Here is a 26,577-nt window from a genome sequence, read left to right on the forward strand (position 1 = left end):
TAGGCAGTAATAGAAAAGAAATCGAGGCAAAAATGAGCAAAGTCAGACTCGCTATCATCGGTAACGGCATGGTCGGCCACCGCTTTATTGAGGATCTTCTTGATAAAGCCGATGCTGACCAGTTCGATATTACCGTGTTCTGTGAAGAACCCCGCAAGGCGTACGACCGTGTGCACCTGTCTTCCTACTTCTCCCACCATACCGCCGAAGAGCTATCCCTGGTGCGCGAAGGATTCTACGAGAAGCATGGCGTAAAAGTGCTGGTGGGCGAACGCGCTATCACCATCAACCGTCAGGAGAAAGTGATCCACTCCAGCGCCGGGCGTACGGTTTTTTACGATAAGCTGATTATGGCGACTGGCTCGTATCCGTGGATCCCGCCAATTAAAGGTTCGGACACCCAGGATTGCTTCGTTTACCGCACCATTGAAGATCTCAACGCCATTGAATCCTGCGCGCGCCGCAGCAAACGCGGTGCGGTTGTCGGCGGTGGTCTACTGGGCCTGGAAGCAGCGGGCGCGCTGAAAAACCTCGGCATTGAAACCCACGTCATCGAATTTGCCCCGATGCTGATGGCCGAACAGCTGGACCACATGGGTGGCGATCAGCTGCGCCGTAAGATTGAAAGCATGGGCGTGAAGGTTCACACCAGCAAAAACACCAAAGAGATCGTTCAGGAAGGCACCGAAGCGCGTAAAACCATGCGCTTTGCCGACGGCAGCGAGCTGGAAGTGGACTTTATCGTCTTCTCTACCGGTATTCGCCCGCGCGATAAGCTGGCCACTCAGTGCGGCCTGGCCGTTGCGCAGCGCGGCGGGATCATGATCAACGATACCTGCCAGACCTCCGATCCGGATATTTACGCTATCGGCGAGTGCGCCAGCTGGAATAACCGCGTGTATGGTCTGGTAGCGCCAGGGTACAAAATGGCGCAGGTCGCCGTTGACCATATCCTCGGCAGCGAAAACGCCTTCACCGGCGCAGACATGAGCGCCAAGCTGAAGCTGCTGGGCGTGGACGTGGGCGGTATTGGCGATGCGCACGGCCGCACCCCGAACTCCCGCAGCTACGTCTATCTGGACGAAAGCAAAGAAGTCTATAAACGTCTCATCGTCAGCCAGGACAACAAAACCCTGCTCGGTGCGGTGCTGGTGGGCGATACCAGCGACTTCGGCAACCTGCTCCAGCTGGTGCTGAACGCCATTGAGCTGCCGGAAAACCCGGACGCGCTGATCCTTCCGGCCCACGCTTCCAGCGGCAAACCGTCTATCGGCGTGGATAAACTGCCGGACAGCGCGCAGATTTGCTCCTGCTTCGACGTGACCAAAGGCATGCTGATCTCCGCCATCAACAAAGGCTGCCACACCGTTGCGGCGCTGAAGGCCGAAACCAAAGCCGGTACCGGCTGCGGCGGCTGTATTCCGCTGGTAACGCAGGTGCTGAACGCTGAGCTGGCAAAACAGGGCATCGAAGTAAACAACAACCTGTGCGAGCACTTTGCCTACTCTCGCCAGGAGCTGTACCACCTGATCCGCGTGGAAGGCATTAAGTCCTTCGACGAACTGCTGGAGAAACACGGCCAGGGCTACGGCTGTGAAGTGTGTAAGCCGACCGTCGGTTCCCTGCTGGCGTCCTGCTGGAACGAATACGTGCTTAAACCGGAGCACACGCCGCTGCAGGACACCAACGATAACTTCCTGGCGAATATCCAGAAAGACGGTACTTACTCGGTGATCCCACGTTCTGCCGGTGGGGAAATTACCCCGGAAGGCCTGGTCGCCGTGGGCCGAATCGCCCGCGAGTTTAACCTGTACACCAAAATTACCGGTTCCCAGCGTATCGGCCTGTTCGGCGCGCAAAAAGATGACCTGCCGGAAATCTGGCGTCAGCTGATTGAAGCAGGGTTCGAAACGGGTCACGCGTACGCCAAGGCGCTGCGCATGGCGAAAACCTGCGTGGGCAGCACCTGGTGCCGCTACGGCGTGGGCGACAGCGTGGGCTTCGGCGTAGAGCTGGAAAACCGCTACAAGGGCATCCGTACGCCGCACAAAATGAAGTTCGGCGTCTCCGGCTGTACCCGTGAATGTGCGGAAGCGCAGGGTAAAGACGTGGGTATTATCGCCACCGAGAAAGGCTGGAACCTGTACGTATGCGGTAACGGCGGGATGAAGCCACGCCACGCCGACCTGCTGGCTGCGGATCTCGATCGCGATACGCTGATCAAGTATCTCGACCGCTTCATGATGTTCTACATTCGCACCGCCGATAAGCTGACCCGTACCGCGTCATGGCTGGATAATCTTGAAGGCGGCATCGACTATCTGAAATCGGTCATCATCGACGACAAGCTGGGCCTGAATGAACAGCTGGAGTCCGAGATGGCTCGCCTGCGCGAGGCGGTGATCTGCGAGTGGACCGAAACCGTAAACACGCCAGCGGCGCAGACTCGCTTCAAACACTTTATCAACAGCACCCAGCGCGACCCGAACGTGCAGGTGGTGCCAGAGCGCGAACAGCATCGTCCTGCAACACCGTATGAACGCATTCCGGTGATGCTGGTGGAGGAAAACGCATGAGCCAGTGGGTAAACATCTGCAACATTAACGACATTCTGCCAGCGACCGGCGTTTGCGCGCTGCTGGGTAACGAGCAGGTGGCGATTTTCCGTCCTCGCCACGACGAACAGGTCTTTGCCATCAGCAATATCGACCCGTTCTTCGAGGCCAGCGTGCTCTCCCGCGGACTGATTGCGGAGCACCAGGGCGAGCTGTGGGTCGCCAGCCCGCTGAAAAAGCAGCGTTTCCGCTTAACCGACGGCTACTGCATGGAAGATGAACGCTTCTCGGTCAAGCACTACGACGTCCGCGTGAAGGACGGCGAGGTGCAGCTGAAAGCGTAACGCCCCGCCTTTTCAATAGGAAAGGCTTATGACCCCTTATGGGTAACGGCAGGAAAAACCGTATGTTCTGTACGATTCCTGCTGTTATCCTGACGTCAATTCTTCCCCCGCCACCCATGCTGTGAGGTAACGTCGTGGATCACCTGCCGATTTTTTGTCAATTACGCAACCGCGACTGCCTGCTCGTGGGCGGCGGCGATGTGGCTGAACGCAAGGCGCGCCTGCTGCTTGAGGCTGGCGCCCGACTGACCGTCAACGCCCTCACCTTTGCCCCGCAGTTTCACGTCTGGGCGCAGGAAGGGATGCTCGCGCTGGTACAGGGTGAGTTTGATGAATCCCTGCTGGAAACCTGCTGGCTGACGATTGCCGCCACGGACGACGACGGGGTGAACCAGCGCGTCAGCGACGCCTGCGAAGCGCGCCGGATCTTCTGTAACGTGGTGGATGCGCCGAAAGAGGCCAGCTTTATCATGCCGTCGATTATCGACCGCTCACCGCTGATGATTGCGGTGTCGTCCGGCGGCCGCTCGCCCGTTCTTGCCCGCCTGCTGCGGGAAAAGCTGGAAGCCGTGCTGCCGCAGCATCTCGGCCAGATCGCCCACTATGCAGGTCAACTGCGTTCACGCGTGAAGCAAACCTTCGCAACCGTGGGCGAGCGCCGCCGCTTCTGGGAGAAATTCTTCGTCAACGACAGGCTGGCGCAGTCGCTGGCGAATCAGGACGCGAAGGCCGTTGAAGAGACGACCGAGCAGCTGCTCTCTGAACCGCTGGATCATCGTGGCGAAGTGGTGCTGGTAGGCGCAGGCCCCGGCGATGCGGGTCTGCTGACGCTGAAAGGCCTGCAGCAGATCCAGCAGGCCGACATCGTGGTGTATGACCGCCTGGTCTCCGATGACATCATGAACCTGGTGCGCCGCGACGCTGACCGGGTTTTCGTCGGCAAACGGGCGGGTTACCACTGCGTGCCGCAGGAGGAGATTAACCAGATCCTGCTGCGGGAAGCGCAGAAAGGTAAGCGCGTGGTGCGCCTGAAGGGCGGCGATCCGTTTATCTTTGGCCGCGGCGGCGAGGAGCTGGAAACCCTGTGTAACGCGGGCATTCCGTTCTCCGTGGTGCCGGGCATTACGGCGGCATCTGGCTGCTCTGCCTATTCCGGCATACCGTTAACCCATCGCGACTATGCCCAGAGCGTGCGCCTGGTGACGGGCCACCTGAAAACCGGCAGCGAGCTGGACTGGCATAATCTGGCCGCTGAAAAGCAGACGCTGGTGTTCTACATGGGGCTTAATCAGGCTGCGACCATTCAGGCCAGGCTTCTGGAGCACGGCATGGAGGCAGATATGCCGGTCGCGCTGGTGGAAAACGGTACCGCTATCACCCAGCGCGTGGTCGATGGCGTGCTGACGCAGCTGGGCGAGCTGGCGCAGCAGGTTGAAAGCCCGGCGCTGATCGTCGTTGGCCGCGTGGTTGAGCTTCGCGAAAAGCTGAACTGGTTCTCAAACCACTGACGCATATTCTCTTGTCCGGGAGTAGTCTTTAAGCGGACTACTCCCGTCTTACCTCAGTCGATAACATACCGTCCGCATAGTGGAACTTTTCCATTTATTCCCTCGTGTTACATCCATTTTTCGATATTTAGACAAGGAATGCGTATGTTCAAACTGGCAAAAGCCGCCGTTCTGGTTGGCCTGTTATCGACTCTGACTGCCTGCACCGGTCACGTTCAAAACACCAAAAATAACTGCAGCTATGATTACCTGCTGCACCCGGCGATCTCCATTTCAAAGATCATTGGTGGCTGCGGCCCGGCAGCACAGCAGTAAGCGTTTTTCAGGCGTAAAAAAAACCGGGTATTTCCCGGTTTTTTAGTTTGGGTGGTGCGGCCTGATGCCCTCACCCTGGCCCTCTCCCCGTGGGAGAGGGAATAAACTCTAAAAACGGTAACGTGGTTACCGTTTTGCATTTACCTAAGGTTTCGCTACAAAGCCAATCGCTTTGTACACCGCTTTCAGGGTTTCGGACGCGCGCGCGCTGGCTTTTTCCGCACCGTCTTTCATCACTTTTTGCAGGAAGGCTTCGTCGTTGCGGAAGCGGTTATAGCGCTCCTGCAGCTCGGTCAGCATTCCTGAAACCGCTTCTGCCACTTCGCCTTTCAGGTGGCCGTACATCTTGCCCTCGAAGTGTTTTTCCAGCTCAGGGATGCTCTGTCCGGTTACGCCGGAGAGGATATCCAGCAGGTTGGAAACGCCCGCTTTGTTCTGCACGTCGTAGCGCACAACAGGCGGCTCGTCGGAGTCGGTCACCGCACGCTTCAGCTTTTTCACCACCGATTTCGGATCTTCCAGCAGGCCGATAACGTTGTTGCGGTTATCGTCAGACTTGGACATTTTCTTTGTCGGCTCCAGCAGCGACATCACGCGCGCGCCGGATTTCGGAATAAACGGCTCAGGCACTTTGAATACGTCACCGTAAAGTGCGTTAAAGCGCTGGGCGATATCGCGGCTCAGCTCCAGATGCTGCTTCTGGTCTTCACCCACCGGCACCTGGTTGGTCTGGTACAGCAGAATGTCTGCCGCCATCAGCACCGGATAGTCAAACAGGCCGGCGTTGATGTTTTCAGAGTAGCGGGCAGACTTATCCTTAAACTGGGTCATGCGGCTCAGCTCACCAAAGTAGGTGTAGCAGTTCAGCGCCCAGCCCAGCTGCGCGTGCTCCGGCACGTGAGACTGAACGAAGATGGTGCTTTTCTCAGGATCGATGCCGCACGCCAGGTACAGCGCCAGCGTATCCAGCGTCGCTTTACGCAGCTTCTCGGGATCCTGACGGGCGGTGATGGCATGCAAATCCACGATGCAATAGATGCAGTGGTAGTCATCCTGCATGCTCACCCACTGACGTAACGCACCCATGTAGTTACCAATGGTCAGTTCACCTGAAGGCTGTGCGCCACTAAAAACGATGGGCTTAGTCATTATTCAATTCCTGATGTTCACTGTGCGAGAGCCCGAGTGCGGGCAACAAATCTTTGAAGTGGTCGAACACGACGTCCGGCTCACTCAGCGTGATGGCCTCACCGTAGTTGTAGCCATAGGTCAACCCAACAGAGGGGCAACCTGCCGCTCTGGCGGCCAGAATATCATTGCGTGAATCGCCGACAAAGAGCAGCTCGGCAGGCGATAAGGATAATTTTCCTGCCACCAGCAGCAGCGGATCGGGATGCGGCTTTTTGTTCTGCACGTCATCGCCGCCCACAATCACGGAGAAGTATTTCGCGATATCCAGCGCGTCCAGCAGGGGCGCAACAAACGGCGTCGGCTTGTTGGTAACCAGCCCCAGCGGAATACCTTTCGCGTGCAGCGAACTCAGGGTTTCAGCCACGTCCGGGAACAGGAAACTGCCCTCTTCAACGGTCTCTTCGTAGAAGCGGTCGAACAGCTTGCGCAGAATACGCTGCTGCTCGTCCTGGGGAATATCCGCGTGGTCAACGCCCGGCTTTCCCTGCGCGGAACGCTGAGAGGCGCGCTCCTGACGAGCCCAGGTCAGCGCGCGCTCCATCAGCACGTCCGCACCGTTACCAATCCACGTCACGACGCGCTCTTCGCCCGCAACGGGTAGTTCAAGCGCATACAGCGCACGATCGACGGCGCTGGTTAATCCTGGCGCGCTGTCGACCAGCGTGCCGTCGAGGTCAAATGCTACACCCCGAATAGCCTGCAATTTATCCATGACTTACCTTCGCCAGTTCACGGCGCATTTCATCAATGACGGTTTTGTAATCCGGTTGGTCGAAGATGGCGGAGCCTGCAACGAACATATCTGCCCCCGCAGCCGCAATCTCACCGATGTTATTGACCTTCACGCCGCCGTCCACTTCCAGGCGAATATCATAGCCAGACTCGTCAATACGGCGGCGCACCTCACGCAGCTTGTCGAGGGTCTGAGGGATAAACGACTGGCCGCCAAAGCCCGGGTTGACGGACATCAGCAGGATCACGTCCAGCTTGTCCATCACGTAATCGAGATAGCTAAGCGGCGTCGCCGGGTTAAACACCAGCCCCGCCTTACAGCCGTTCTCTTTGATAAGCTGCAGGGTGCGGTCGACGTGCTCGGAGGCTTCCGGATGGAACGTGATGATGCTGGCACCCGCCGCGGCAAAATCAGGCACGATGCGATCAACCGGCTTCACCATCAGGTGCACGTCAATGGGCGCGGTGATGCCGTAGTTACGCAGCGCTTTAAGCACCATCGGGCCGATGGTCAGGTTGGGAACGTAGTGGTTATCCATAACGTCGAAATGGACGACGTCCGCGCCAGCCGCGAGAGCTTTGGCTGTGTCTTCACCCAGGCGGGCAAAATCGGCCGACAGAATTGAGGGAGCAATCAAAAACTGTTTCATCCGCATCTCCTTGAAATGTGTTTACCGGCGGGCAAAGGCTCAGGGTCGATAAAGCGCCAGAAGTTCGTCCACCTTTTTACGTGTGCCGCCGTTGCTGCTAATGCTACGACGCACTTTTACCTGAAAATGCTTCGCGGCTTTGTACCATTCGCGCGTATCAGGCGTGTCGTGATTCGAAATTAACACCGGAATTCTTTTGCTGACCAGCTTTTCCGCCATCTCTGCCAGACGGGCCTGCTCGGCCGGGCTAAAGCTGTTGGTGTGGTAGGCGGTAAAATTTGCCGTGGCCGAAAGCGGCGCGTAAGGCGGATCGCAGTAGACCACCGAGTTTACGCCAGCCAGCTCCATGCACGCTTCATACGAAAGGCAGTAGAACTCGGCATTCTGCGCTTTTTCAGCAAAGTGATACAGCTCGGCCTGCGGGAAATAGGGGCGCTTATAGCGGCCAAACGGCACGTTAAATTCGCCACGCAGGTTATACCGGCACAGGCCGTTATAGCCATGACGGTTGAGATAGAGGAACAACAGCGCGCGGCGGAACGGATCCTGGCTCTGGTTAAACTCAGCGCGGAAATGATAGTAAACGTCCGGGCTGTTGTTCTCTGGCGTAAACAGCTTGCGCGCCTCTTCTACATACTCGTCGGTACGCAGCTTAACAATGTTATAGAGGCTGATGAGGTCGCTGTTGATATCCGCCAGGATATAACGAGAAAAATCGGTATTCAGAAACACCGATCCCGCGCCCACGAAGGGCTCAATAAGACACTCGCCTTTCGGCAGGTGCTTTTTAATATCGTCGAGCAGGGGGTATTTCCCCCCTGCCCATTTCAGAAAAGCGCGATTTTTTTTCATGCTGACTAACTGATTACACCTTCTCCGGCTGTGGAGAAAGCTCCGACAGCATCCTGCGCTTTAAACATTACTTCAGATCGGCCTGCACCTGATGGATCGGCTTCGCCCACGGGTTCTTCGCCTGTACGTCCGCTGGCAGTGACGCCACGGCGCGTTTTGCTTCATCTTTAGAAGCATAAACGCCGCTTACCAGCACGTACCACGGCTGTCCGTTACGGGTCGTCTGATAAACCACATAGTTTTTCAGATTCGATTTCTTCGCCCAGGCGTTGAGGTTGTCGTAGTTAGACGAACTGCTCAACTGCAACGTGTAGTTGCTGGATGACGCCGACTTCAGAGAACCTACGTTGCCCGTCGTTTTACCTGCCGCGGTGCTGGATGCGCTAGCGGTTGGCGTTGCAGCCGGTGCCGCTGTCGCAGCAGGCGCCGCTGTGGTCGCCGTCGCTTTCGGAGCAGCGGTTGCTGCTGGCGCTGGCGCTTTAGCAGGCTGGCTCACCGCAGGTTTTGTCTGCGCTGGCGCTTTCGCTTCAGGCGCTTTTGCTACGGCCTGCGGTTTAGCCTCACGCTTCGGCTCAATCACGGCCTGCTTACGTTCCTGACGCGGTGCAGTCTGCGTCTGGCGCGGTTTGGTTTCCGTTGCCGCAGCCTGCTGTTGGGCAGTACTGCCATGAACTGGCGCAACGGTGGCAGGTTCAGTTGGCAGCGTGGAGTTCACCACGGCATTGTTAACCTGCTCCTGATTTTGCGGCTGCATCAGCGCGTTGTTCAGATCGCCCTGGACTTCGACACGCTGCTGGCCTTCAGGCGCAGCAGGGGTCTGGCCCTGAGTCGGGGTCGCAGAAACAGGCGGCAGAGAGATATCCTGACCGGCGCTGGTGTTGCCGGCAGTCTGCTCTGCAGAAGTCATGCCCGGCGCAGGCTGCGCGCCGTTCGCCTGATTGCTCGCATCGTTACCAGACAGGTCGATGCTCTTTTCAGCAGACGCGGTCTGCTCGCCAGAATTTGTAGAAGGTGCTTTCAGCGCGGAACCGATGCCGACAATCAGCAATATCAGTACCAGAACGCCAAGACCCATCATGATGTACTGTCGGGAAGCCGGTTTTGCCGCTACCGCTTTTTTACGCTTGCGCGGTCGGCGTTCGACGGGCTGTTCATCCATTAACGCTTCTTCGGATTCGTACTCCTCATCTTCACGCTCATTTCGCGCATTGCGGCTGCGCGAAGGACGACGATCGTCTGCATCCAGATCGACATCGTCAAAATTGATCTGCGGCTCGTTATCACGTTCTGAAGATTGACGAGAACGACCAGTACGACGATCGCTGGGATCGGGTTTCAGCTCGTCTTCTGGTTTGAATTCATCCATTTAACACCCCACTCAAAGGCTTATGCCAACGACTCTGCATTTACCTGAAGCTAAACGACCACCCGTTAGAGCGGTCTGACCTTTCTAGTTGTTACGCCTGCTGACAATCAGCAATAGCGCCAAGTACGACGTCGTGCGGCACTCCGCCGCGCACTTCACTTTTCCCTATTGCAAGCGGGAGCACCAGACGCATCTCGCCTGCCAATACTTTTTTATCGCGCATCATGTGGGGAAGGTACGCCTGCGCAGCCATTTCCTGCGGTCCGCTCACCGGCAACCCCGCACGTTTAAGCAACGCGATGATACGCGCGGTCTCTTCCGGCCTGAACTGACCCAGACGTTCAGAGGCACGCGCTGCCATGACCATCCCGGCAGCGACGGCTTCACCGTGAAGCCAGTTACCGTAGCCCATTTCGGCTTCGATCGCATGACCAAACGTATGCCCCAGATTCAGTAAAGCACGTAAGCCGGTTTCACGCTCATCTGCGGCAACGACTTCTGCTTTCAGCTCACAGCAACGGCGAATACAGTAGGCCATTGCCTGCCCATCGAGGCGCAGCAGCGCATCCATATTCTCTTCGAGCCAGTTAAAAAACTCACCGTCAAGAATAATGCCGTATTTGATCACTTCTGCAAGGCCAGAAGCCAGCTCGCGCGCTGGCAAGGTTTTCAGACAGTCGAGATCCACCACCACCGATGCAGGCTGGTAGAACGCGCCAATCATGTTTTTGCCAAGCGGATGGTTCACCGCCGTTTTACCGCCTACAGACGAATCGACCTGTGACAGCAACGTGGTTGGAATTTGAATAAAGCGCACACCGCGCTGGTAGCTGGCGGCTGCAAAACCGGTCAGATCGCCTACAACACCGCCGCCCAGGGCAAGCAGCGTTGTATCACGACCGTGCGGTTTTTGCAGAAGTGCGGTAAAGACGGTATCAAGCACCGTCAGGCTTTTATACTGCTCGCCGTCGGGCAGAATCACACTGTCGACCTTTACGCCCGCCTGCTCAAGCAGGTGACGTACGCGGTCGAGATAAAGCGGAGCCAGCGTCTCGTTGGTGACCAGCATCGCCTGATCACCCGCTTTCAGTGGTAAGAAGGAAGCTGGGTCGTTAAACAAACCAGCCGCGATGGTGATAGGGTAACTACGTTCCCCGAGAGTAACTGTAATCCTCTCCATGACGCGACATCCACCTTAAATGCTTATTACCCGCAGGCGAGTGTATATAAAGCCAGAATCAGTTGCTTTCCAGCATATGAATAATCTGGTTTGCAACCACTTTAGCGCTCTGATCGTCAGTACGAATGGTCACATCAGCAATCTCTTCGTACAGAGGATTGCGTTCATCGGCCAACGCTTCCAGAACTTCACGTGGCGGCGTTTCAACCTGCAGCAACGGGCGCTTTTTATCACGCTGCGTGCGTGCCAGCTGTTTTTCGATGGTCGTCTCAAGATAGACCACTACACCACGGGCGGAGAGACGGTTGCGGGTTTCGCGAGATTTTACAGAGCCGCCGCCTGTTGCCAGCACAATGCCCTGTTTTTCCGTGAGTTCGTTGATCACTTTTTCTTCTCGGTCACGGAAACCTTCTTCGCCTTCTACATCGAAGACCCAGCCCACATCCGCTCCGGTTCGTTTCTCAATCTCTTGATCAGAATCGTAAAATTCCATATTGAGTTGTTGAGCTAACTGACGCCCAATAGTGCTTTTGCCGGCACCCATAGGCCCAACCAGAAAGATATTGCGTTTCTCTGCCATTTTTTCGGTACTACTAAGACTATTCGTTAATGGTAATCCCCGCTGCGCAGACACCTGGCGTAGCAGGACATGAACTGAAACCTCATATGCAATAGAGCGAGAGTCAGACGAAAAATTATCTCAATACTCCGGCTTGTTTGGCAACTGATTAAATCACCGTACCCGGTGCACTGGGAAATAAGACGTAAGTCCAACTCAAATCGGTACTCCTTGTATGCTAATTCATGCCCCACGTCAAACATCTGCAACAAACTGAATGCAAAATCATTGCGGGGATCGTTACCCATTAATCAATACTGACCAGACGTGGCGTGATAAACACCACCAGCTCGCGTCGTTCATTATCTTTTCCGTCATGGCGAAACAGCTGGCCCAGCAGCGGGATGTTTCCCAGCACGGGCACGCTATCGCGTCCGGTTTTATTCTTTTGCGAAAAAATGCCGCCCAGCGCGAGCGTTTCTCCACTTTTTACCTCAACCTGCGTTTCAATCTCCTGCTTATCAATTGCCAGCGTTTCGCCGTCTGCCTGTTGCAGCACCTGGCCGGGCATATTTTCACTGATATGCAGCTTAAGGCGAACGCGGCCTCCCGGCAGCACCACCGGCGTGACCTCCATCCCTAATACCGCCTCTTTAAATTCTACCGAGGTTGCCCCGCTCTCGCCGCTCGAGACCTGATACGGAATTTCGCTGCCCTGTTTGATGCTTGCTGGCTGCATGTGGGACGCCAGCAGCCGCGGGCTGGCGATGATATCCACCTGCTGCTTTTGCTCAAGCGCCGACAGTTCCAGATCCAGCATCCTGCCGTTGATGCGCCCGATGTTAAACCCAACGTGGGTCGACGCGCCCGCCGCCGCCAGGTCTGCGCCAAGCGTCGTGACCTGTCCGATTCTTTCGGTTCCGGTTGCTCCGGCAAGGCTCCACTTCACGCCCAGCTCGCGCAGGCTTTTTTCACTGATTGTTACGATTTGCGCCGCCAGCTCCACCTGCTCGACGGGCAGATCCATCTGCGCCGCCCAGCGCTGCAGCACGTCCACCACCGTCTGGTTATCCCTTACCAGAAGACGGTTGGTGCGCCTGTCGACGGACAAGCTGCCCTTCGGGCTTAAGAGCTTTTCCGCCGCTTTTTGCAATTCGCCGGCGTCTGCGTAGGAAAATGGAATGCTGTGAGCGATTAACGGGGCGTTGAGCTGACGCTGGGCCCGCTCCTGCTCCTTAAGCGCCTGTTGCTCCCGCTGCCAGGCCGCCGTTTGCACATAAAAAATGCCAGCCTCTTCCCGCAGTACCAGCCCGGCGCTGTTGACTACCGTCTGAAGCGCCTGCCGCCAGGGCACCCGCGCTAAATTCAGCGAAAGCGAGCCGCTAACGTCCGGCGATACCACCAGGTTGCGGTCCTCCTGCGCGACCAGCGCCTGTAGCACCTGAACCACCGGCACCTCATCCACCAGCAGGGTGACCGGCTTTGGCGCGGCGGCCAACAGGGGCTGGCTGAGCGCCATCAGCAACAGCAATATCCTTATCTTCACTTTTTTTCGTTCCTTCTCGTTGCCATGTCCATTGCTGCGGCTCGCACCTCTCGCCGACGTCAACGGTCAGTTGTTGTTTATCTATCGCGCTTACCCGCCACCCTGGCGTTAACCGCATCTGCCGCTTAACCCGGTGCCAGCGTTTCTGCCCGTCCTGCATAAGGCCGATATCGCTGCTGCCGCTGATAACTCCCCGATACCGCCACTGGCCGAGCTGACCTGCGGCACAAAGGTCTTCCGGCGCGGAGAAGGGGTCCCGCATCCCCGTCAGGAAAAGCAAAAAAAGCAGGATCAGTACGCGTGCTTTACCGGGCATGGCCGGTCTCCAGCTGGAGGCTGAGGCGAAGCTGCGTGCCCTGAGGGGCGATCTCAAACGCGCTTACCCGCACGTCCTTACGCGCCAGACGGGAAAAGAGCGCCGGGACCGCCTGCCATGAAGCGTCAAGCGCCAGCTCTCCCCCGCTCTGCCGCGGTTTCCAGTGCACCAGCCTGGCGCCCTCTCCCTGAAGCGCCAGCGGGGAAAAGGGCTCAGCCGAATGCACGCCTCTCACCTGCGCTACCACCGGCTGCCGCAGAGCCCGTGGCCACAGCGACGCGTTGATGCGCCCGGCACTAAGGACCTGCGCCTGAATGCGGGCGAAGTGGATATAAGCGGGTCTCAGCAGCAGCCCCCAGATCGCAAGCGCAACAATAGCCGAGGCGAACGACCAGCAAAGCACGCGCCGGGAAGGAGGCGCGTCGGCCCAGCGTTGATACCACATATTCATCGCCTACCTCCGGCTATGAAGCTGAAACGTAAACATCCACCGCCCCCGGCTATCCTGCTGCAATGCGCCTGCCGGACCGGGGATAAACCCGGTTACCCGCTTCAGCGCATCGGTCATAGCGGTAAGTGCCGTGAAAGAGGTGGCGTAGCCGCTCAGGATCAGTGAGGGGGGCTGATAACGTAACGTCGTCAGCCAGGCCTGCTGCGGCATCGCGCTGGCAAGGGATTCCAGCACGGGTTGCCATGCTACCGGCTCCGGCGGCTGTGAAGGGGAGCTCGCTTTCGCAGGCTGCGGCTGCCGCGCTTTCAATACCTTCTGAACCGCACGCGTTCCCGCCAGATCGCTCAGCAACGCCTGTGACGCGAGGCTCTGCGTCACGCGCAGGCTGACGCCTCCCGCCAGCATCAACAGCAGCGAGGCGGCGTACAGGAGGCCCCAGAACCGCAGCTGCTTAATGCGCCGCTCCCGACGCCACGGTAAGAGGTTCGGCATACGCATTAAGGTGCCTCGCTCATGGCCAGCGCCAGGGCGACGGTGAAATCGGCGCCGCATTCTGGCAGCGGCGGCTGGCATAGCGACACCGTTTCCCAGGGATCGTGTTCAGCATCAAAAACGGCAATATCGGAAGAAGAAAGCGCAAGCAGCGCCGCCAGCGCATTCGCATCTGCCGCTTCCGTGGCGTAGCGTCGCCCCCACTGGTGCCGCATCGCCCACAGCCACTGGTCTTTATCCCTCCAGGCTACGCACCGGGCGGGCGCAACCGCAGAGAGAAGGTTTGCCAGCGCGCCGGCATCCGGAGCGATTGCCGCCAGGCGCAAACGCAGCGCTTTCGCCAGCGACAGCAGGGTATCGACCTCCCTGTTCTGCGCCGCGGTGACGTGAAATGTGTTGCTGAACGTGTCCTGCGCGTAGTCAAAACACAGCGTATCGGCAGGCATCTCCAGCTCGCGTGATAATGCGGACCCTAGCCAGGTGAGCTGTTCGCTGTCACGCAGGGCAACGGAAGGTCGGGGCAAAGCGCGTTGCAGAACGCGCGCCGCCGGAAATGAGAGAAATACCCGATGCGAGTGCGGCAGCGTCTTCCGCCAGGCGCGCAGCGCATTAACCAGCTGTTCTGGCTGAAGAATCTTCCCGTCCCGGATAATACCGTCCGCAACCGGCACGGCCCACCAGCGCCGTAAACGCCAGCCCGCCCGCTCTCTGGTTAGCGCAACCGCAACCACCTTATCCTGTTGAATATGAACGCCCGTTTGCCACGTTTTAAAAGCCATGCTTCACGATCTCCTTATCGCCCGTCGGAGTGACGGCTATATCAATGAATCAGGCTTGCCTTTATACTACCGCGCGATTGTTTAGAAACTGCCCAGGCTAAACCAAATGGGAAATCTCCGGTGAAGTTCGTAAAGTATTTATTGATCCTTGCAGTCTGTTTCATTCTGCTGGGAGCAGGCTCGATTATTGGTTTGTACAAATATGTCGAGCCACAGCTACCTGATGTCGCCACGCTTCGTGATGTGCGGCTCCAGATCCCTATGCAGGTCTATAGCGCCGATGGTGAACTGATGGCGCAATACGGCGAAAAACGTCGTATTCCTCTGACCTTAAACCAAATTCCACCCGTAATGGTGAAGGCCTTTATCGCCACCGAGGACAGCCGTTTTTACGAGCACCACGGTGTGGATCCGGTCGGTATTTTCCGTGCGGCAAGCGTGGCGCTGTTCTCCGGTCATGCCTCTCAGGGGGCAAGTACCATTACCCAGCAGCTGGCGCGTAACTTCTTCCTCAGCCCGGAAAAGACGCTGATACGTAAGATCAAAGAGGTATTCCTCGCGATCCGCATTGAGCAGCTGCTGAGCAAAGACGAGATCCTTGAGCTTTACCTCAACAAGATCTATCTCGGCTACCGCGCCTATGGCGTCGGGGCAGCGGCACAGGTCTATTTTGGCAAGCCGGTCGAACAGCTCACGCTGAGCGAAATGGCGACCATTGCCGGCCTGCCGAAAGCGCCATCCACCTTTAACCCGCTCTATTCGCTGGACCGCGCCACCGCGCGTCGTAACGTGGTGCTGTCGCGCATGTTGAGCGAAGGCTACATCAGCCAGGCTGACTACGATCGGGCGCGCAGCGAGGCTATCGACGCCAATTACCACGCGCCTGAAATCGCCTTCTCGTCGCCGTATCTTACTGAAATGGTTCGCCAGGAGATGGTGAGTCGCTACGGTGATAAAGCGTATGAAGATGGCTATCGCGTCTATACCACCGTGACCCGCAAGGTGCAGCAGGCTGCCCAGCAGGCGGTGCGTAACAATGTCATGAATTACGATATGCGTCACGGCTATCGCGGCCCGTCCAACGTGCTGTGGAGAGTGGGCGAAGGCGCATGGGACAGCAAAAAAATCGTTGATTCCCTGAAGGCGCTCCCGACCTACGGCCCGCTGCGACCGGCGGTGGTAACCCAGGCCGATCCGCAGGAAGCGGTGGCGATGATGGCCGATGGCACATCCGTATCGCTGCGCATGGACGGCATGCGCTGGGCGCGTCCGTACCGTTCCGACACCCTTCAGGGGCCTACGCCGCGTAAAGTGACCGACGTTGTACAAACCGGACAGCAAATCTGGGTGCGTCAGGTAGATGATGCCTGGTGGCTGGCCCAGGTGCCGGACGTGAACTCCGCGCTGGTTTCCATCAATCCGCAAAATGGTGCCGTCATGGCGCTGGTCGGCGGGTTCGATTTCAACCAGAGCAAATTTAACCGCGCAACCCAGGCGCTGCGGCAGGTGGGTTCCAACATCAAGCCGTTCCTCTACACCGCAGCGATGGATAAAGGATTGACGCTCGCCAGCATTCTCAACGACGTGCCAATCTCCCGCTGGGATGCCGGTGCCGGTTCCGACTGGCAGCCGAAGAACTCTCCGGCGCAATATGCTGGCCCTATTCGTCTACGTCAGGGTCTTGGCCAGTCGAAAAACGTGGTTATGGTGCGGGCGATGCGGGCGATGGGCGTAGATTATGCGGCAGAATATCTGCAACGCTTCGGCTTCCCGGCGCAGAATATCGTTCATACCGAATCGCTGGCGCTGGGCTCCGCGTCCTTTACGCCGCTCCAGGTGGCCCGTGGATACTCGGTGATGGCGAACGGCGGCTTCCTGGTCGACCCGTATTTCATCAGCAAAATCGAGAACGATCAGGGCGGCGTGCTGTTTGAAGCGAAACCGAAAATTGCCTGCCCTGAATGCGATCTTCCGGTGATTTACGGCGATACGCCAAAATCAAACGTTCTTGAAAACAAGGATATGGAAGACGTTGCCATCTCACAGGAGCGTCGGAACCTGGCGGTACCTCAGCCTCAGCTGGAGCAGGCCAATCAGGCGCTGGTCGCCCAGAGCGGCGCTCAGGAATATGCCCCGCACGTGATCGGCACCCCGCTGTCGTTCCTGATCAAGAGCGCCCTGAACACCAATATCTTTGGCGAACCGGGCTGGCAGGGTACCGGCTGGCGCGCGGGCCGCGATTTGCAGCGCCGCGACATCGGCGGCAAAACCGGCACGACCAACAGCTCAAAAGATGCGTGGTTCTCAGGCTACGGCCCGGGCGTAGTCACCTCCGTCTGGATTGGCTTTGACGATCACCGACGCACGCTGGGGCGCACAACCGCTTCTGGCGCGATTAAAGATCAGATCTCCGGCTATGAAGGCGGGGCGAAGAGTGCGCAGCCGGCCTGGGATGCTTTCATGAAAGCCGCTCTCGAAGGCGTGCCGGAGGAGCCGTTAACGCCTCCTCCGGGCATTGTTACGGTCAATATTGACCGCAGCACCGGGCAGCTCGCTAACGGCGGCAACAGCCGCGCAGAGTATTTCATCGAGGGCACGCAGCCAACCACGCAGGCGGTGCATGAGGTGGGTACAGAGATAATTGATAACGGCGAGACGCACGAGCTGTTCTAAAATCGAAACGGCAACCTCGGGTTGCCGTTTTTACGTTTGCTCCCTCTCTCACAGGAGAGGGATTCAGGCCGCTACAGGCGCCCCTGCCCCTTCAGCCACTCCCGCACCAGGAACAGTGCGCTCACGTTGCGCGCCTCGTTAAAGTCGGGATCTTCCAGCAAATCCATCAGGTGGGCCAGCGGCCAGCGAACCTGCGGAAGCGGTTCCGGCTCGTCTCCTTCCAGCGACTCAGGATAGAGATCTTCCGCCACCACGATATTCATTTTGCTGGAGAAGTAGGACGGCGCCATGCTCAGCTTTTTCAGGAACGTAAGCTCCTTCGCGCCAAAACCGACCTCTTCTTTCAGCTCGCGGTTTGCCGCTTCAAAGACCGTTTCGCCCGGATCGATTAGCCCTTTTGAGAAGCCCAGCTCGTAAGATTCGGTCCCCACGGCGTATTCACGTATGAGGATCAGATGCTCGTCGACGACGGGCACAATCATCACCGCTTCGCGCGAGGAGGGGCGCATACGTTCATAAACACGACGCACGCCGTTGCTGAACTCCAGATCCACACTTTCAACATTAAACAGACGCGATTTTGCGACGGTTTCAACATTCAGAATGGTGGGCTTTTGTAAGGGTTTGGTCATCTTGACGGGTCTATGCTGGGGGAACTGGCTTTATTGTGCGATACGCCGCACGGTTTCGGCAATGTCAATTGCTCTTTATTTACATTTATGCAACGTAACTGAGGTTGATTCGCATTTCAAATCAAATGTCAAGAGGTTGAAATGTTTCCAGGAATTTGCTGATATCGCGCCGGTACAGGCTTTGATATCATTATCGGTCACTGGGATACGCGTCAACATGCTCAAGTTAGACTCCATACTTGCCGATAGCCGACCACAGATCTCATTCATTGTACAAAAGGTGCGACCGACAACACCTGTAAGAAGATAAGTAAGATGGGGAAAGCATGAGCACCATTTTGATTTTTCTCGCTGCTGTGCTGGCCTGCGCGTCGATTGCGGTGTGGGTATTCAGGCGCCGCGTACATCGCCGTTACCGGTTGCCCTTTTTAAACGCGTTCGCCGGGGCAAGCACGCGCAAGCTGTCGCCTGAAGAACGCAGCACCGTTGAGCAGTATCTCGACACGCTGAACCGATCCCGGCTCTCGCCTGGACCTACCGGTGCCAGCACCGCCCCCGTGTCGCTCAACCTGAATGCACAAAGCGACACCGTTCTGTGCGTGACGCGCTCGATTACCCGCTACGGCATCACGACCGACGATCCCAACAAATGGCGCTATTATCTCGATTCGGTTGAAGTCCACCTGCCTCCCTTCTGGGAGCAGTACATTAACGATGAGAACAGCGTTGAGCTGATCCATACCGACACGCTACCGCTGGTTATTTCCCTTAATGGTCATACCCTGAGCGAATATGTTCAGGAAGCGCCACGCTTTGCGCTGGAACGCGCGAGCGGAACGCAGGCCTCTATTCGCGGTGAAGAAACGGAGCAAATCGAACTGCTTAACATCCGTCAGGAGACGCATGAAGAGTATGTCCTGAGCCGCCCCGATGGTATTCGCGAAGCGGTGCTGATTGTCGCCTCGTTCCTGCTCTTTTTCATCTGCCTGCTGACGCCGGACGTGTTTGTTCCGTGGCTTGCGGGCGGCGCGGTGCTGCTGCTGGCCGCCGGGCTGTGGGGCATATTTGCCCCGCCGGCAAAAACCTCACTACGTGAAATTCACTGCCTGCGCGGCACGCCAAAACGCTGGGGCCTGTTTGGGGAGAACGATCAGGAGCATATCAACAATATCTCGCTCGGGATTATCGACCTCATTTATCCGCGCCACTGGCAGCCGTGGATCGCCCAGGATTTGGGCCACAAAACGGATATTGATATCTACCTCGATCGCCACGTCGTCCGCCAGGGGCGTTATTTATCCCTGCACGATGAGGTGAAAAACTTCCCGCTTCAGCACTGGCTGCGCAGCGCGGTAATTGCCGGTGGCGCCGCGCTGATCTTCATCATGCTGCTGCTTTTCGTGCCGCTGGATATGCCGATCAAATTTACCCTGTCGTGGATAAAAGGGGCGCAAACCGTAGAAGCCACCAGCGTGAAGCAGCTTGAAGAAGCGGGCGTCCGCGTGGGGGATACGCTGCGTCTGAAAGGCACCGGCATGTGTAATATCCACGCGCCGGGAGCCTGGAACACGCGCCAGAACTCGCCGTTCTCGCCGTTCGATTGCTCACAGATCATCTGGAACGACGCCTCGCCGCTGCCGCTGCCGGAATCGGATGTGGTCAATAAAGCTACCGCGCTTACCCAGACGATAAACCGCCAGCTCCATCCGAAACCGGACGATGATTCTCGCGTAAGCCCTGCCCTGCGCTCGGCTATTCAGAAATCGGGCATGGTGCTGCTGGATGACTTTGGCGAAATCGTTCTGAAAACAGAAGACCTCTGTTCAGCGCAGGACGACTGCGTTCGCCTTAAGAACGCGCTGGTGAACCTCGGCAACAGTAAAGACTGGGAAGCGCTGGTGAAGCGCGCCGAAGCGGGACGCCTGGACGGGGTGAACGTGCTTCTGCGTCCGGTCAGCGCCGAGTCGCTGGATAACCTGGTGGCGACCTCTACCGCCCCCTTCGTGATGCGTGAAACCACCCGTGCGGCCCAGGCGCTTAACAGCCCGGCGCCGGGCGGTTTTGTAATCGCCAGCGATGAAGGCAGCGACCTGGTAGATCAACCCTACCCGCAGGTTTCGCTTTACGACTATCCGGCTCAGGAACAGTGGAGCGAGTTTCAGCGCCTGGCGCAGATGCTGATGCAGACGCCGTTCAGCGCGGAAGGGATCGTCACCAGCATCGTTACCGACGCCAACGGCACGCGCCATATTGGGCTGCACCGGATGCCGGATAGCGCTGGCCTGTGGCGCTACGTGGGAACGTCCCTGCTTTTGATGGCGATGCTGGCCTGCATCGTCTGGAACGGTTATCAGGCCGTACGCCGCTACCAGCGGTCCCGTACGCGACTGGCTGAAATCCAGGCCTACTACGAAAACTGCCTCAATCCGAATCTGATCTCCACCCCTTAGCGCCTGATCGGATAACGTCCCCGCGCGACAAGTTGTGATACCCTGTCGCGCACGTTTCTTCTGGCTGGAGTTCCCCCTTATGTATCTTGACATCGACTGGCAGGCGGTCGATACCGTCCTGCTTGATATGGACGGCACGCTGCTCGATCTCGCCTTTGATAACTATTTCTGGCAAAAGCTGGTCCCGGAAACGTACGGTGAACAGCAGGGGATCTCCCCGGCAGAAGCGCAGGAATTCATTCGTTCGCAGTATAGTGCGGTGCAGCATACGCTAAACTGGTACTGTCTTGACTACTGGAGCGAGCGACTCGGTCTGGATATTTGCGCCATGACCACCGCCCAGGGCGCGCGCGCCGTGTTGCGCGACGATACGGTCCCGTTCCTGGACGCGCTGAAAGCCTGCGGCAAGCGCCGTATTCTGCTGACGAACGCGCATCCCCATAACCTGGCCGTGAAGCTGGAACATACCGGTCTTGCTTCACACCTTGATTTATTACTTTCCACCCACACATTTGGTTATCCGAAAGAGGATCAGCGGCTGTGGCATGCGGTGGTGGAAGAGACCGGTTTACAGCCGGAAAGGACGCTGTTCATTGACGACAGCGAGCCGATTCTGGATTCTGCGGCAGCGTTTGGCATTCGCTATTGCCTTGGCGTGACCAATCCTGATTCCGGCCTGGCTGAAAAAAGCTATCTGCGACATCCGGGGCTGAACGACTATCGCCGGATGATCCCCTCACTCACCGTGAAGGAGACGCCATGAAAGAAAAACCCTCTGATGGGGTAAGACTGGATAAATGGCTGTGGGCCGCCCGTTTTTACAAAACGCGCGCCCTTGCCCGTGAAATGGTTGACGGCGGTAAGGTGCATTACAACGGCCAGCGCAGCAAACCGAGCAAGCTGGTTGAACTGAATGCCACGCTGACGCTTCGCCAGGGCAACGATGAGAAAACGGTAGTGGTGAAAGCCATTACCGAACAGCGGCGGCCCGCCCCGGAAGCCGTTTTGCTTTATGAAGAGACGGCGGAAAGCATAGCGAAGCGCGAGAAAACCGCGCTGGCGCGCAAAATGAATGCGCTGACCATGCCTCACCCGGACCGGCGACCGGATAAAAAGGAGCGCCGCGATCTGATGAAATTTAAACACGGTGAGAACGAGTAACCCTCACCTGCACGAGAGATGAAAATGGCCCAACACGACCAATTACACCGCTATCTGTTTGAACAATTCGCCGTGCGCGGCGAGCTGGTCACCGTATCCGAAACCTGGAAACAGATTCTGGAAAACCACAACTACCCGCTGCCGGTGAAAACCCTGTTGGGCGAACTGCTGGTTGCCACCAGCCTGCTGACCGCCACGCTGAAGTTCGCGGGCGATATTACCGTTCAGCTTCAGGGCGATGGCCCGATGTCGCTGGCGGTGATCAACGGCAACAACCAGCAGCAGATGCGCGGCGTGGCGCGCGTTCAGGGCGATGTGCCTGAAAATGCCGATCTGAAAACGCTGGTCGGCAACGGCTACCTGGTGATCACCATCTCCCCTGAAGAGGGCGAGCGCTATCAGGGCGTTGTCGGGCTGGAAGGCGATACGCTTGCCGCCTGCCTGGAAGATTACTTCATGCGTTCCGAACAGCTGCCAACCCGCCTGTTCATCCGTACCGGTGAAGTGGATGGCCAGCCGGCAGCCGGCGGCATGCTGTTGCAGGTTCTGCCAGCGCAGGATGCGCAGACCAATGATTTCGAGCATCTGGCAACCCTGACGGAAACCATCAAAGCGGAAGAGCTGTTCACCCTGTCGGCGACCGACGTGCTGTGGCGTCTGTACCACGAAGAAGAGGTGACGGTCTACGATCCGCAGGCGGTGGAATTTAAGTGCACCTGCTCCCGCGAGCGTTGTGCTGGCGCCCTGAAAACGCTGCCGGACGAAGAGATCGACAGCATCATGGCGGAAGACGGTGAAATCGATATGCACTGTGACTACTGCGGTACGCACTACGTGTTCAATTCGATGGATATCGCGGAGATCCGCAATAACGCCTCTCCGGCGGACCCGCAGGTTCACTAAGCATGGCAAAACGGCTCCTTACGGAGCCGTTATTCGTTATGGGCGCCGTAAGCTAGCGCCACTGCCGTAAAGCATATCTACGCGTTCCCCGAAAATTTCAATATCTGCCCAGGGCTTCACGACCGGCTTAACCTTTCCCTGCTGTAAGGCACGGTCCAGCTCCTCGCGCGTCAGTCCTTCCGGCATTGTCCAACCATCCCCCACGTGCTGCCAGCCCGTACCGGTATGCGTATAGGCCATGATGGCGCGATCGGTAAACTGGTACAGCACGGCCTCAGGTTTACCGTCAGCATTCAGGTCCAGCGGCATGAGCAAACAGTTTCTCTGCGCCCTGCTGCAGGATTCAAACCGATACTGCTCCCTGAGCATCGCTTGCCATAGCGCGCTATCGGGACGCGGCATGCCGGGCGCGAGCTGGATCGCTTTCTCCAGCATGGTGGCCGTCATTTGTCCCGCTCCCCGGGGGCTGCCGGCGAGCAACCCTTTCACTTCACGCGCGCGTTTCGGGTTAGACATAAACTGCGGATCGTTTTGCAGCGTTTGTAACGCCTCACGCCCCTTGCGCCCGGCGTGGCTGAGCATGTGGAGGCTTACCCGATCCGCGGTAATTTTTCCGGTCTGATAGCGGGCCATGTGGCTTGCGACGCTTATTCGCCACGGATCCAGCACGGGGGTATGGATCAACATCAGGAAGACGAGGGAAAGCAGCCCGGTCGCCGGGATGACGTACGTATGGATCTGCTGCGGCTCACGACGCTGTATCAGGACGCTGGCACAAAATCCGACCGCCCAGACCAGCGCCACGATGGTTATCAACACGCCGTAAAGACGCTCGGGTGACCAGCCGTATTGCGAAATGCGTAGCCAAAGCGCCCACCCCGCCAGAACCGGATATGCGGGTACGATAGCCACGGCAAGGCGAATCATCCCTCGCAGCGGGGCATAGTAAGGCAGCGTTTGACGCTGTGGATGCCACACTATCGTCACCAGGAATAGCAGCAGCAGCGCCAGGGTAGTGAGCAAGCCCGCGGCGGATATCCTGGCCGAAATGGTTTCGAAGCCGACGAAAGGCAGCGCGCCAATAAAGAGCAGGGCCAGCGCCGCCATCAGGGGTAGCAGACCGGTGGCGATCAGGGTGAGCAGGTTTTGCAGGGCAAGAAGAAACCGTACCTGCACGCGCGTGAGCACGGCCGCACTGGCTGAAACCACGCCAGTCGCCACTGAAATAAACCCGTCAGAATGGAAGAAAAGCCGATCAAAAAAGCGTATGCCGATAAGTTCGAAAAGCTCGGCCCAGAGGAAAAGCACCAGCCAGAAGAGGCCATTTGAAACAAAAATAACGAACAGCGTCAGCGCGTTATGCCAGTTTCGCTGATAAAAGTCGCTGTAAAACGAAGTGGTCGGGACGGGATCCAGACGCCGCTGTAGCCATGGCAGTATGAACAGCGTCATCAGCAGCAGGTGAAAGCCGAAAACGAGCATCTCATCCCTGATGCTCCAGCTTTCGAGCCCCGCTACGCTCCACTTAAGCCAGCCGCCCATGCCCGCAACGGCCGCGCCGGTCATCCCGAGCGCCAGCCACAAAAAAGGCTTTCGGAACGATGTCACTGCAAGCGACATCGTGGTCGTCATTACCACGGTGGCAGGAATAACGCACATCAACCACAGCGTATCGGTCGGCAATTTCGCATACCCGATGTACCAGGTAATGGCATAGCAGAGCACTCCCTGTAAGGCGCCCGCCAGCACGACGGCCAGGCGCGTTGAAGGGGATAACGTTTCACTGTTGTCCATCTTTTATCCCTTGTTTACGAAAAGCATAGAGTCCCATTAAAGCGATAACAGGGCGTCAACGGCAATATCTGAAATCATAGCTGCGGGAGACATGAATCGTTTTCTCAATGTAACCCTTACGTAATTTTCCTACATGTATGCGATTACATTCACATTCTTCCGGTTAAATTCACCATCAATTAACCTTTTAAGAACATTTTCCCCAACCAAAAAGCGATTCCTGCGATAATCTGCCCGCCCTGTGGCTGGAGTCGCAGGGTTTTCCGTTAGTAAGGGTTTTGACCAGATACGTAAATCTATGAGCCCCGTCGCGGTTAACATCCCCAGAAAAACCCTACAATTTCAGGCAGTACATATTGGCTAAGGAGCAGTGATATGCGTGTTAATGGTTTAACCCCGCAAGATCTCAAGGCTTATGGTATTCACGACGTCCAGGAAGTGGTCTACAACCCCGATTACGATACGCTGTATCAGGAAGAGCTCAATCCAGCGCTGGAAGGATACGAGCGAGGTGTGTTGACGAACCTTGGAGCTATCGCCGTCGATACCGGTATCTTTACCGGCCGTTCGCCGAAAGATAAGTATATTGTCCGAGACGATACCACCCGCGATACGCTGTGGTGGGCTGATAAAGGCAAAGGGAAGAACGATAACAAACCGCTCTCTCCCGAAACCTGGCAGCATCTGAAAGGGCTCGTCACCCATCAACTTTCCGGAAAGCGTCTGTTTATCGTCGATGCTTTCTGCGGCGCTAACGCCGACACCCGCCTCTCCGTACGCTTTATCACCGAAGTGGCCTGGCAGGCGCATTTCGTGAAGAACATGTTCATTCGTCCGACTGACGAAGAGCTGCAGGACTTTACCCCGGATTTCATCGTCATGAACGGGGCGAAATGCACTAACCCGCAGTGGAAAGAGCAGGGTCTGAACTCCGAAAACTTCATCGCCTTCAACCTGACCGAGCGCATCCAGCTGATTGGCGGAACCTGGTACGGCGGCGAAATGAAGAAAGGGATGTTCTCCGTCATGAACTACCTGCTGCCGCTGCGCGGTATCGCCTCCATGCACTGCTCGGCCAACGTCGGTGAAAAAGGCGACGTGGCGGTATTCTTCGGCCTTTCCGGCACCGGTAAAACGACGCTGTCCACCGATCCAAAACGCCGTCTGATTGGCGACGACGAGCACGGCTGGGACGACGACGGCGTGTTTAACTTTGAAGGCGGCTGCTACGCGAAGACTATTCGCCTGTCTGAAGAGGCAGAGCCGGATATCTTCCACGCCATTCGCCGCGATGCGCTGCTGGAAAACGTCACCGTGCGTGCCGATGGTTCTGTCGACTTCGACGATGCGTCCAAAACGGAAAACACCCGCGTCTCTTACCCGATCTACCACATCGACAACATCGTGAAGCCGGTGTCGAAGGCGGGCCACGCCACGAAGGTGATCTTCCTGACCGCGGATGCCTTCGGCGTCCTGCCACCGGTTTCTCGCCTGACGGCCAGCCAGACGCAGTACCATTTCCTCTCCGGCTTTACCGCCAAGCTGGCGGGCACCGAGCGCGGCGTGACGGAGCCAACGCCAACCTTCTCCGCCTGCTTCGGCGCGGCATTCCTGTCGCTGCACCCGACGCAGTACGCGGAAGTGCTGGTGAAGCGCATGCAGGCATCCGGCGCGCAGGCCTACCTGGTGAACACCGGCTGGAACGGTACGGGCAAACGTATCTCCATCAAAGATACGCGCGCCATCATTGACGCCATTCTGGACGGTTCGCTGGATAACGCCGAGACCTTTACGCTGCCGATGTTCGACCTGGCGATCCCAACGGCGCTGCCGGGCGTGGATACCCGTATCCTTGACCCGCGCAATACCTATGGTTCACCGGAGCAGTGGCGTGAAAAGGCGGAATCGCTGGCGAAGCTGTTTATTGAGAACTTTGAGAAGTATACCGATACCCCGGCGGGTGCTGCGCTGGTGAGTGCGGGGCCGAAGCTGTAGCCCTTCTCCCTCTCCCTGTGGGCTGAGGGATCCCCAGTAATATGGTCATACCACCATGACCATATTACTGTACTCTTTTCCCAGCTTTTTCATCTCGTTAACTATATTCAGGCGTCTTACTTTCCCGGGCTCA

The 26,577-nt window shown here is 57.4% G+C and carries 24 protein-coding genes; 10 read left to right on the forward strand and 14 right to left on the reverse strand.

Features of this window, described 5'->3' with window-relative positions; genetic code table 11:
• Positions 1–32: 32 nt before the first annotated feature.
• The 4 genes from nirB to OWK27_RS21670 all read left to right on the forward strand — a co-directional run bounded on the left by nirB (position 33) and on the right by OWK27_RS21670 (position 4,722).
• Positions 33–2,576: a nitrite reductase large subunit NirB gene (nirB, locus tag OWK27_RS21655; RefSeq protein WP_148422586.1), complete on the forward strand. Its 2,544-nt coding sequence runs from the start codon at positions 33–35 to the stop codon at positions 2,574–2,576.
• On the forward strand, positions 2,573–2,899 hold the full coding sequence (gene nirD / locus OWK27_RS21660) for a nitrite reductase small subunit NirD (RefSeq protein WP_193356525.1): 327 nt from the start codon (positions 2,573–2,575) through the stop codon (positions 2,897–2,899). The genes nirB and nirD overlap by 4 nt, the downstream gene beginning before the upstream one ends.
• Positions 2,900–3,033: 134 nt before the next feature.
• Positions 3,034–4,407: a siroheme synthase CysG gene (gene cysG / locus OWK27_RS21665; RefSeq protein WP_176609324.1), complete on the forward strand. Its 1,374-nt coding sequence runs from the start codon at positions 3,034–3,036 to the stop codon at positions 4,405–4,407.
• 144 nt (positions 4,408–4,551) lie between these two features.
• Positions 4,552–4,722: a YhfL family protein gene (locus OWK27_RS21670; RefSeq protein WP_008503029.1), complete on the forward strand. Its 171-nt coding sequence runs from the start codon at positions 4,552–4,554 to the stop codon at positions 4,720–4,722.
• A gap of 144 nt (positions 4,723–4,866) precedes the next feature.
• Here the strand turns inward: OWK27_RS21670 and trpS are convergent, their stop codons facing one another.
• The 12 genes from trpS to pilM form a co-directional block, all read right to left on the reverse strand.
• Entirely contained in the window at positions 4,867–5,871 is a 1,005-nt protein-coding gene (gene trpS / locus OWK27_RS21675) for a tryptophan--tRNA ligase (protein ID WP_267591201.1), read from the reverse strand.
• The gene (gene gph, locus OWK27_RS21680) at positions 5,864–6,625 is read right to left on the reverse strand and encodes a phosphoglycolate phosphatase (protein ID WP_267591202.1); all 762 of its coding nucleotides are present in this window, start codon (positions 6,623–6,625) and stop codon (positions 5,864–5,866) included. Before gph ends, trpS begins: the two co-directional genes overlap by 8 nt.
• Positions 6,618–7,295: a ribulose-phosphate 3-epimerase gene (gene rpe / locus OWK27_RS21685; RefSeq protein WP_148420599.1), complete on the reverse strand. Its 678-nt coding sequence runs from the start codon at positions 7,293–7,295 to the stop codon at positions 6,618–6,620. Before rpe ends, gph begins: the two co-directional genes overlap by 8 nt.
• 39 nt (positions 7,296–7,334) lie before the next feature.
• The gene (dam, locus tag OWK27_RS21690; protein ID WP_267591203.1) at positions 7,335–8,147 is read right to left on the reverse strand and encodes an adenine-specific DNA-methyltransferase; all 813 of its coding nucleotides are present in this window, start codon (positions 8,145–8,147) and stop codon (positions 7,335–7,337) included.
• Between the two features lie 67 nt (positions 8,148–8,214).
• On the reverse strand, positions 8,215–9,513 hold the full coding sequence (damX, locus tag OWK27_RS21695) for a cell division protein DamX (RefSeq protein ID WP_267591204.1): 1,299 nt from the start codon (positions 9,511–9,513) through the stop codon (positions 8,215–8,217).
• A gap of 91 nt (positions 9,514–9,604) precedes the next feature.
• Positions 9,605–10,693 (reverse strand): 3-dehydroquinate synthase, encoded by a 1,089-nt coding sequence (gene aroB / locus OWK27_RS21700; RefSeq protein ID WP_148420596.1) that lies wholly within the window; start codon positions 10,691–10,693, stop codon positions 9,605–9,607.
• A gap of 58 nt (positions 10,694–10,751) precedes the next feature.
• The gene (aroK, locus tag OWK27_RS21705) at positions 10,752–11,273 is read right to left on the reverse strand and encodes a shikimate kinase AroK (protein ID WP_003861630.1); all 522 of its coding nucleotides are present in this window, start codon (positions 11,271–11,273) and stop codon (positions 10,752–10,754) included.
• Between the two features lie 286 nt (positions 11,274–11,559).
• Positions 11,560–12,771, reverse strand: coding sequence for a DNA uptake porin HofQ (hofQ, locus tag OWK27_RS21710; RefSeq protein ID WP_267591213.1), 1,212 nt, complete (start codon positions 12,769–12,771; stop codon positions 11,560–11,562).
• Positions 12,710–13,114 carry a HofP DNA utilization family protein gene (locus tag OWK27_RS21715; RefSeq protein WP_267591205.1) on the reverse strand — a complete coding sequence of 135 codons (405 nt, stop codon included), beginning with the start codon at positions 13,112–13,114 and terminating at the stop codon, positions 12,710–12,712. Before OWK27_RS21715 ends, hofQ begins: the two co-directional genes overlap by 62 nt.
• Positions 13,104–13,565 carry a DNA utilization protein HofO gene (locus OWK27_RS21720; protein ID WP_267591206.1) on the reverse strand — a complete coding sequence of 154 codons (462 nt, stop codon included), beginning with the start codon at positions 13,563–13,565 and terminating at the stop codon, positions 13,104–13,106. Before OWK27_RS21720 ends, OWK27_RS21715 begins: the two co-directional genes overlap by 11 nt.
• Positions 13,566–13,568: 3 nt before the next feature.
• Positions 13,569–14,063 (reverse strand): PilN domain-containing protein, encoded by a 495-nt coding sequence (locus tag OWK27_RS21725; RefSeq protein ID WP_267591207.1) that lies wholly within the window; start codon positions 14,061–14,063, stop codon positions 13,569–13,571.
• A complete protein-coding gene (pilM, locus tag OWK27_RS21730; protein WP_267591208.1) occupies positions 14,063–14,836 on the reverse strand; it encodes a pilus assembly protein PilM in 774 nt (257 codons plus the stop codon). The genes OWK27_RS21725 and pilM overlap by 1 nt, the downstream gene beginning before the upstream one ends.
• Positions 14,837–14,956: 120 nt before the next feature.
• Between pilM and mrcA the strand changes: the two genes are divergently transcribed.
• Positions 14,957–17,509, forward strand: coding sequence for a peptidoglycan glycosyltransferase/peptidoglycan DD-transpeptidase MrcA (mrcA, locus tag OWK27_RS21735; RefSeq protein WP_148420590.1), 2,553 nt, complete (start codon positions 14,957–14,959; stop codon positions 17,507–17,509).
• A 71-nt stretch (positions 17,510–17,580) separates the two neighbouring features.
• Here mrcA and nudE read toward each other — a convergent pair whose 3' ends face one another.
• Positions 17,581–18,141 (reverse strand): ADP compounds hydrolase NudE, encoded by a 561-nt coding sequence (gene nudE, locus OWK27_RS21740; RefSeq protein ID WP_148420589.1) that lies wholly within the window; start codon positions 18,139–18,141, stop codon positions 17,581–17,583.
• A gap of 326 nt (positions 18,142–18,467) precedes the next feature.
• Here nudE and OWK27_RS21745 point away from each other — a divergent pair, with 326 nt between their 5' ends.
• The 4 genes from OWK27_RS21745 to hslO all read left to right on the forward strand — a co-directional run bounded on the left by OWK27_RS21745 (position 18,468) and on the right by hslO (position 22,655).
• Entirely contained in the window at positions 18,468–20,591 is a 2,124-nt protein-coding gene (locus OWK27_RS21745) for an intracellular growth attenuator family protein (RefSeq protein WP_176678676.1), read from the forward strand.
• 79 nt (positions 20,592–20,670) lie between these two features.
• The gene (gene yrfG / locus OWK27_RS21750) at positions 20,671–21,354 is read left to right on the forward strand and encodes a GMP/IMP nucleotidase (protein WP_267591209.1); all 684 of its coding nucleotides are present in this window, start codon (positions 20,671–20,673) and stop codon (positions 21,352–21,354) included.
• Positions 21,351–21,752: a ribosome-associated heat shock protein Hsp15 gene (gene hslR / locus OWK27_RS21755; RefSeq protein ID WP_148420588.1), complete on the forward strand. Its 402-nt coding sequence runs from the start codon at positions 21,351–21,353 to the stop codon at positions 21,750–21,752. Before yrfG ends, hslR begins: the two co-directional genes overlap by 4 nt.
• An 18-nt stretch (positions 21,753–21,770) precedes the next feature.
• Positions 21,771–22,655, forward strand: coding sequence for an Hsp33 family molecular chaperone HslO (gene hslO / locus OWK27_RS21760; RefSeq protein ID WP_176678675.1), 885 nt, complete (start codon positions 21,771–21,773; stop codon positions 22,653–22,655).
• A gap of 36 nt (positions 22,656–22,691) precedes the next feature.
• On the opposite strand, the gene OWK27_RS21765 is transcribed toward hslO, so the two are convergent.
• Positions 22,692–24,449, reverse strand: a complete 1,758-nt coding sequence (locus OWK27_RS21765; protein WP_267591210.1) for a DUF4153 domain-containing protein — start codon at positions 24,447–24,449, stop codon at positions 22,692–22,694.
• A gap of 375 nt (positions 24,450–24,824) precedes the next feature.
• On the opposite strand from OWK27_RS21765, the gene pckA reads away from it, so the two are divergent.
• Positions 24,825–26,444 (forward strand): phosphoenolpyruvate carboxykinase (ATP), encoded by a 1,620-nt coding sequence (gene pckA, locus OWK27_RS21770; protein ID WP_148420585.1) that lies wholly within the window; start codon positions 24,825–24,827, stop codon positions 26,442–26,444.
• The last annotated feature ends 133 nt before the right edge of the window (positions 26,445–26,577 follow it).

This window comes from Enterobacter cloacae complex sp. 2022EL-00788 (assembly GCF_026627565.1).
Lineage (GTDB): Bacteria > Pseudomonadota > Gammaproteobacteria > Enterobacterales > Enterobacteriaceae > Enterobacter > Enterobacter pasteurii.

Excerpts from the sequence above, each read along its gene's own strand:
- nirB (WP_148422586.1), top strand. The coding sequence starts at position 33 with ATGAGCAAAGTCAGACTCGCTATCATCGGTAACGGCATGGTCGGCCAC.
- nirD (WP_193356525.1), top strand. The coding sequence starts at position 2,573 with ATGAGCCAGTGGGTAAACATCTGCAACATTAACGACATTCTGCCAGCG.
- OWK27_RS21670 (WP_008503029.1), top strand. The coding sequence starts at position 4,552 with ATGTTCAAACTGGCAAAAGCCGCCGTTCTGGTTGGCCTGTTATCGACT.
- trpS (WP_267591201.1), bottom strand. The coding sequence starts at position 5,871 with ATGACTAAGCCCATCGTTTTTAGTGGCGCACAGCCTTCAGGTGAACTG.
- gph (WP_267591202.1), bottom strand. The coding sequence starts at position 6,625 with ATGGATAAATTGCAGGCTATTCGGGGTGTAGCATTTGACCTCGACGGC.
- rpe (WP_148420599.1), bottom strand. The coding sequence starts at position 7,295 with ATGAAACAGTTTTTGATTGCTCCCTCAATTCTGTCGGCCGATTTTGCC.
- dam (WP_267591203.1), bottom strand. The coding sequence starts at position 8,147 with ATGAAAAAAAATCGCGCTTTTCTGAAATGGGCAGGGGGGAAATACCCC.
- damX (WP_267591204.1), bottom strand. The coding sequence starts at position 9,513 with ATGGATGAATTCAAACCAGAAGACGAGCTGAAACCCGATCCCAGCGAT.
- aroB (WP_148420596.1), bottom strand. The coding sequence starts at position 10,693 with ATGGAGAGGATTACAGTTACTCTCGGGGAACGTAGTTACCCTATCACC.
- aroK (WP_003861630.1), bottom strand. The coding sequence starts at position 11,273 with ATGGCAGAGAAACGCAATATCTTTCTGGTTGGGCCTATGGGTGCCGGC.
- hofQ (WP_267591213.1), bottom strand. The coding sequence starts at position 12,771 with ATGGCGCTCAGCCAGCCCCTGTTGGCCGCCGCGCCAAAGCCGGTCACC.
- OWK27_RS21715 (WP_267591205.1), bottom strand. The coding sequence starts at position 13,114 with ATGCCCGGTAAAGCACGCGTACTGATCCTGCTTTTTTTGCTTTTCCTG.
- OWK27_RS21720 (WP_267591206.1), bottom strand. The coding sequence starts at position 13,565 with ATGAATATGTGGTATCAACGCTGGGCCGACGCGCCTCCTTCCCGGCGC.
- OWK27_RS21725 (WP_267591207.1), bottom strand. The coding sequence starts at position 14,063 with ATGCGTATGCCGAACCTCTTACCGTGGCGTCGGGAGCGGCGCATTAAG.
- pilM (WP_267591208.1), bottom strand. The coding sequence starts at position 14,836 with ATGGCTTTTAAAACGTGGCAAACGGGCGTTCATATTCAACAGGATAAG.
- nudE (WP_148420589.1), bottom strand. The coding sequence starts at position 18,141 with ATGACCAAACCCTTACAAAAGCCCACCATTCTGAATGTTGAAACCGTC.
- OWK27_RS21745 (WP_176678676.1), top strand. The coding sequence starts at position 18,468 with ATGAGCACCATTTTGATTTTTCTCGCTGCTGTGCTGGCCTGCGCGTCG.
- yrfG (WP_267591209.1), top strand. The coding sequence starts at position 20,671 with ATGTATCTTGACATCGACTGGCAGGCGGTCGATACCGTCCTGCTTGAT.
- hslR (WP_148420588.1), top strand. The coding sequence starts at position 21,351 with ATGAAAGAAAAACCCTCTGATGGGGTAAGACTGGATAAATGGCTGTGG.
- hslO (WP_176678675.1), top strand. The coding sequence starts at position 21,771 with ATGAAAATGGCCCAACACGACCAATTACACCGCTATCTGTTTGAACAA.
- OWK27_RS21765 (WP_267591210.1), bottom strand. The coding sequence starts at position 24,449 with ATGGACAACAGTGAAACGTTATCCCCTTCAACGCGCCTGGCCGTCGTG.
- pckA (WP_148420585.1), top strand. The coding sequence starts at position 24,825 with ATGCGTGTTAATGGTTTAACCCCGCAAGATCTCAAGGCTTATGGTATT.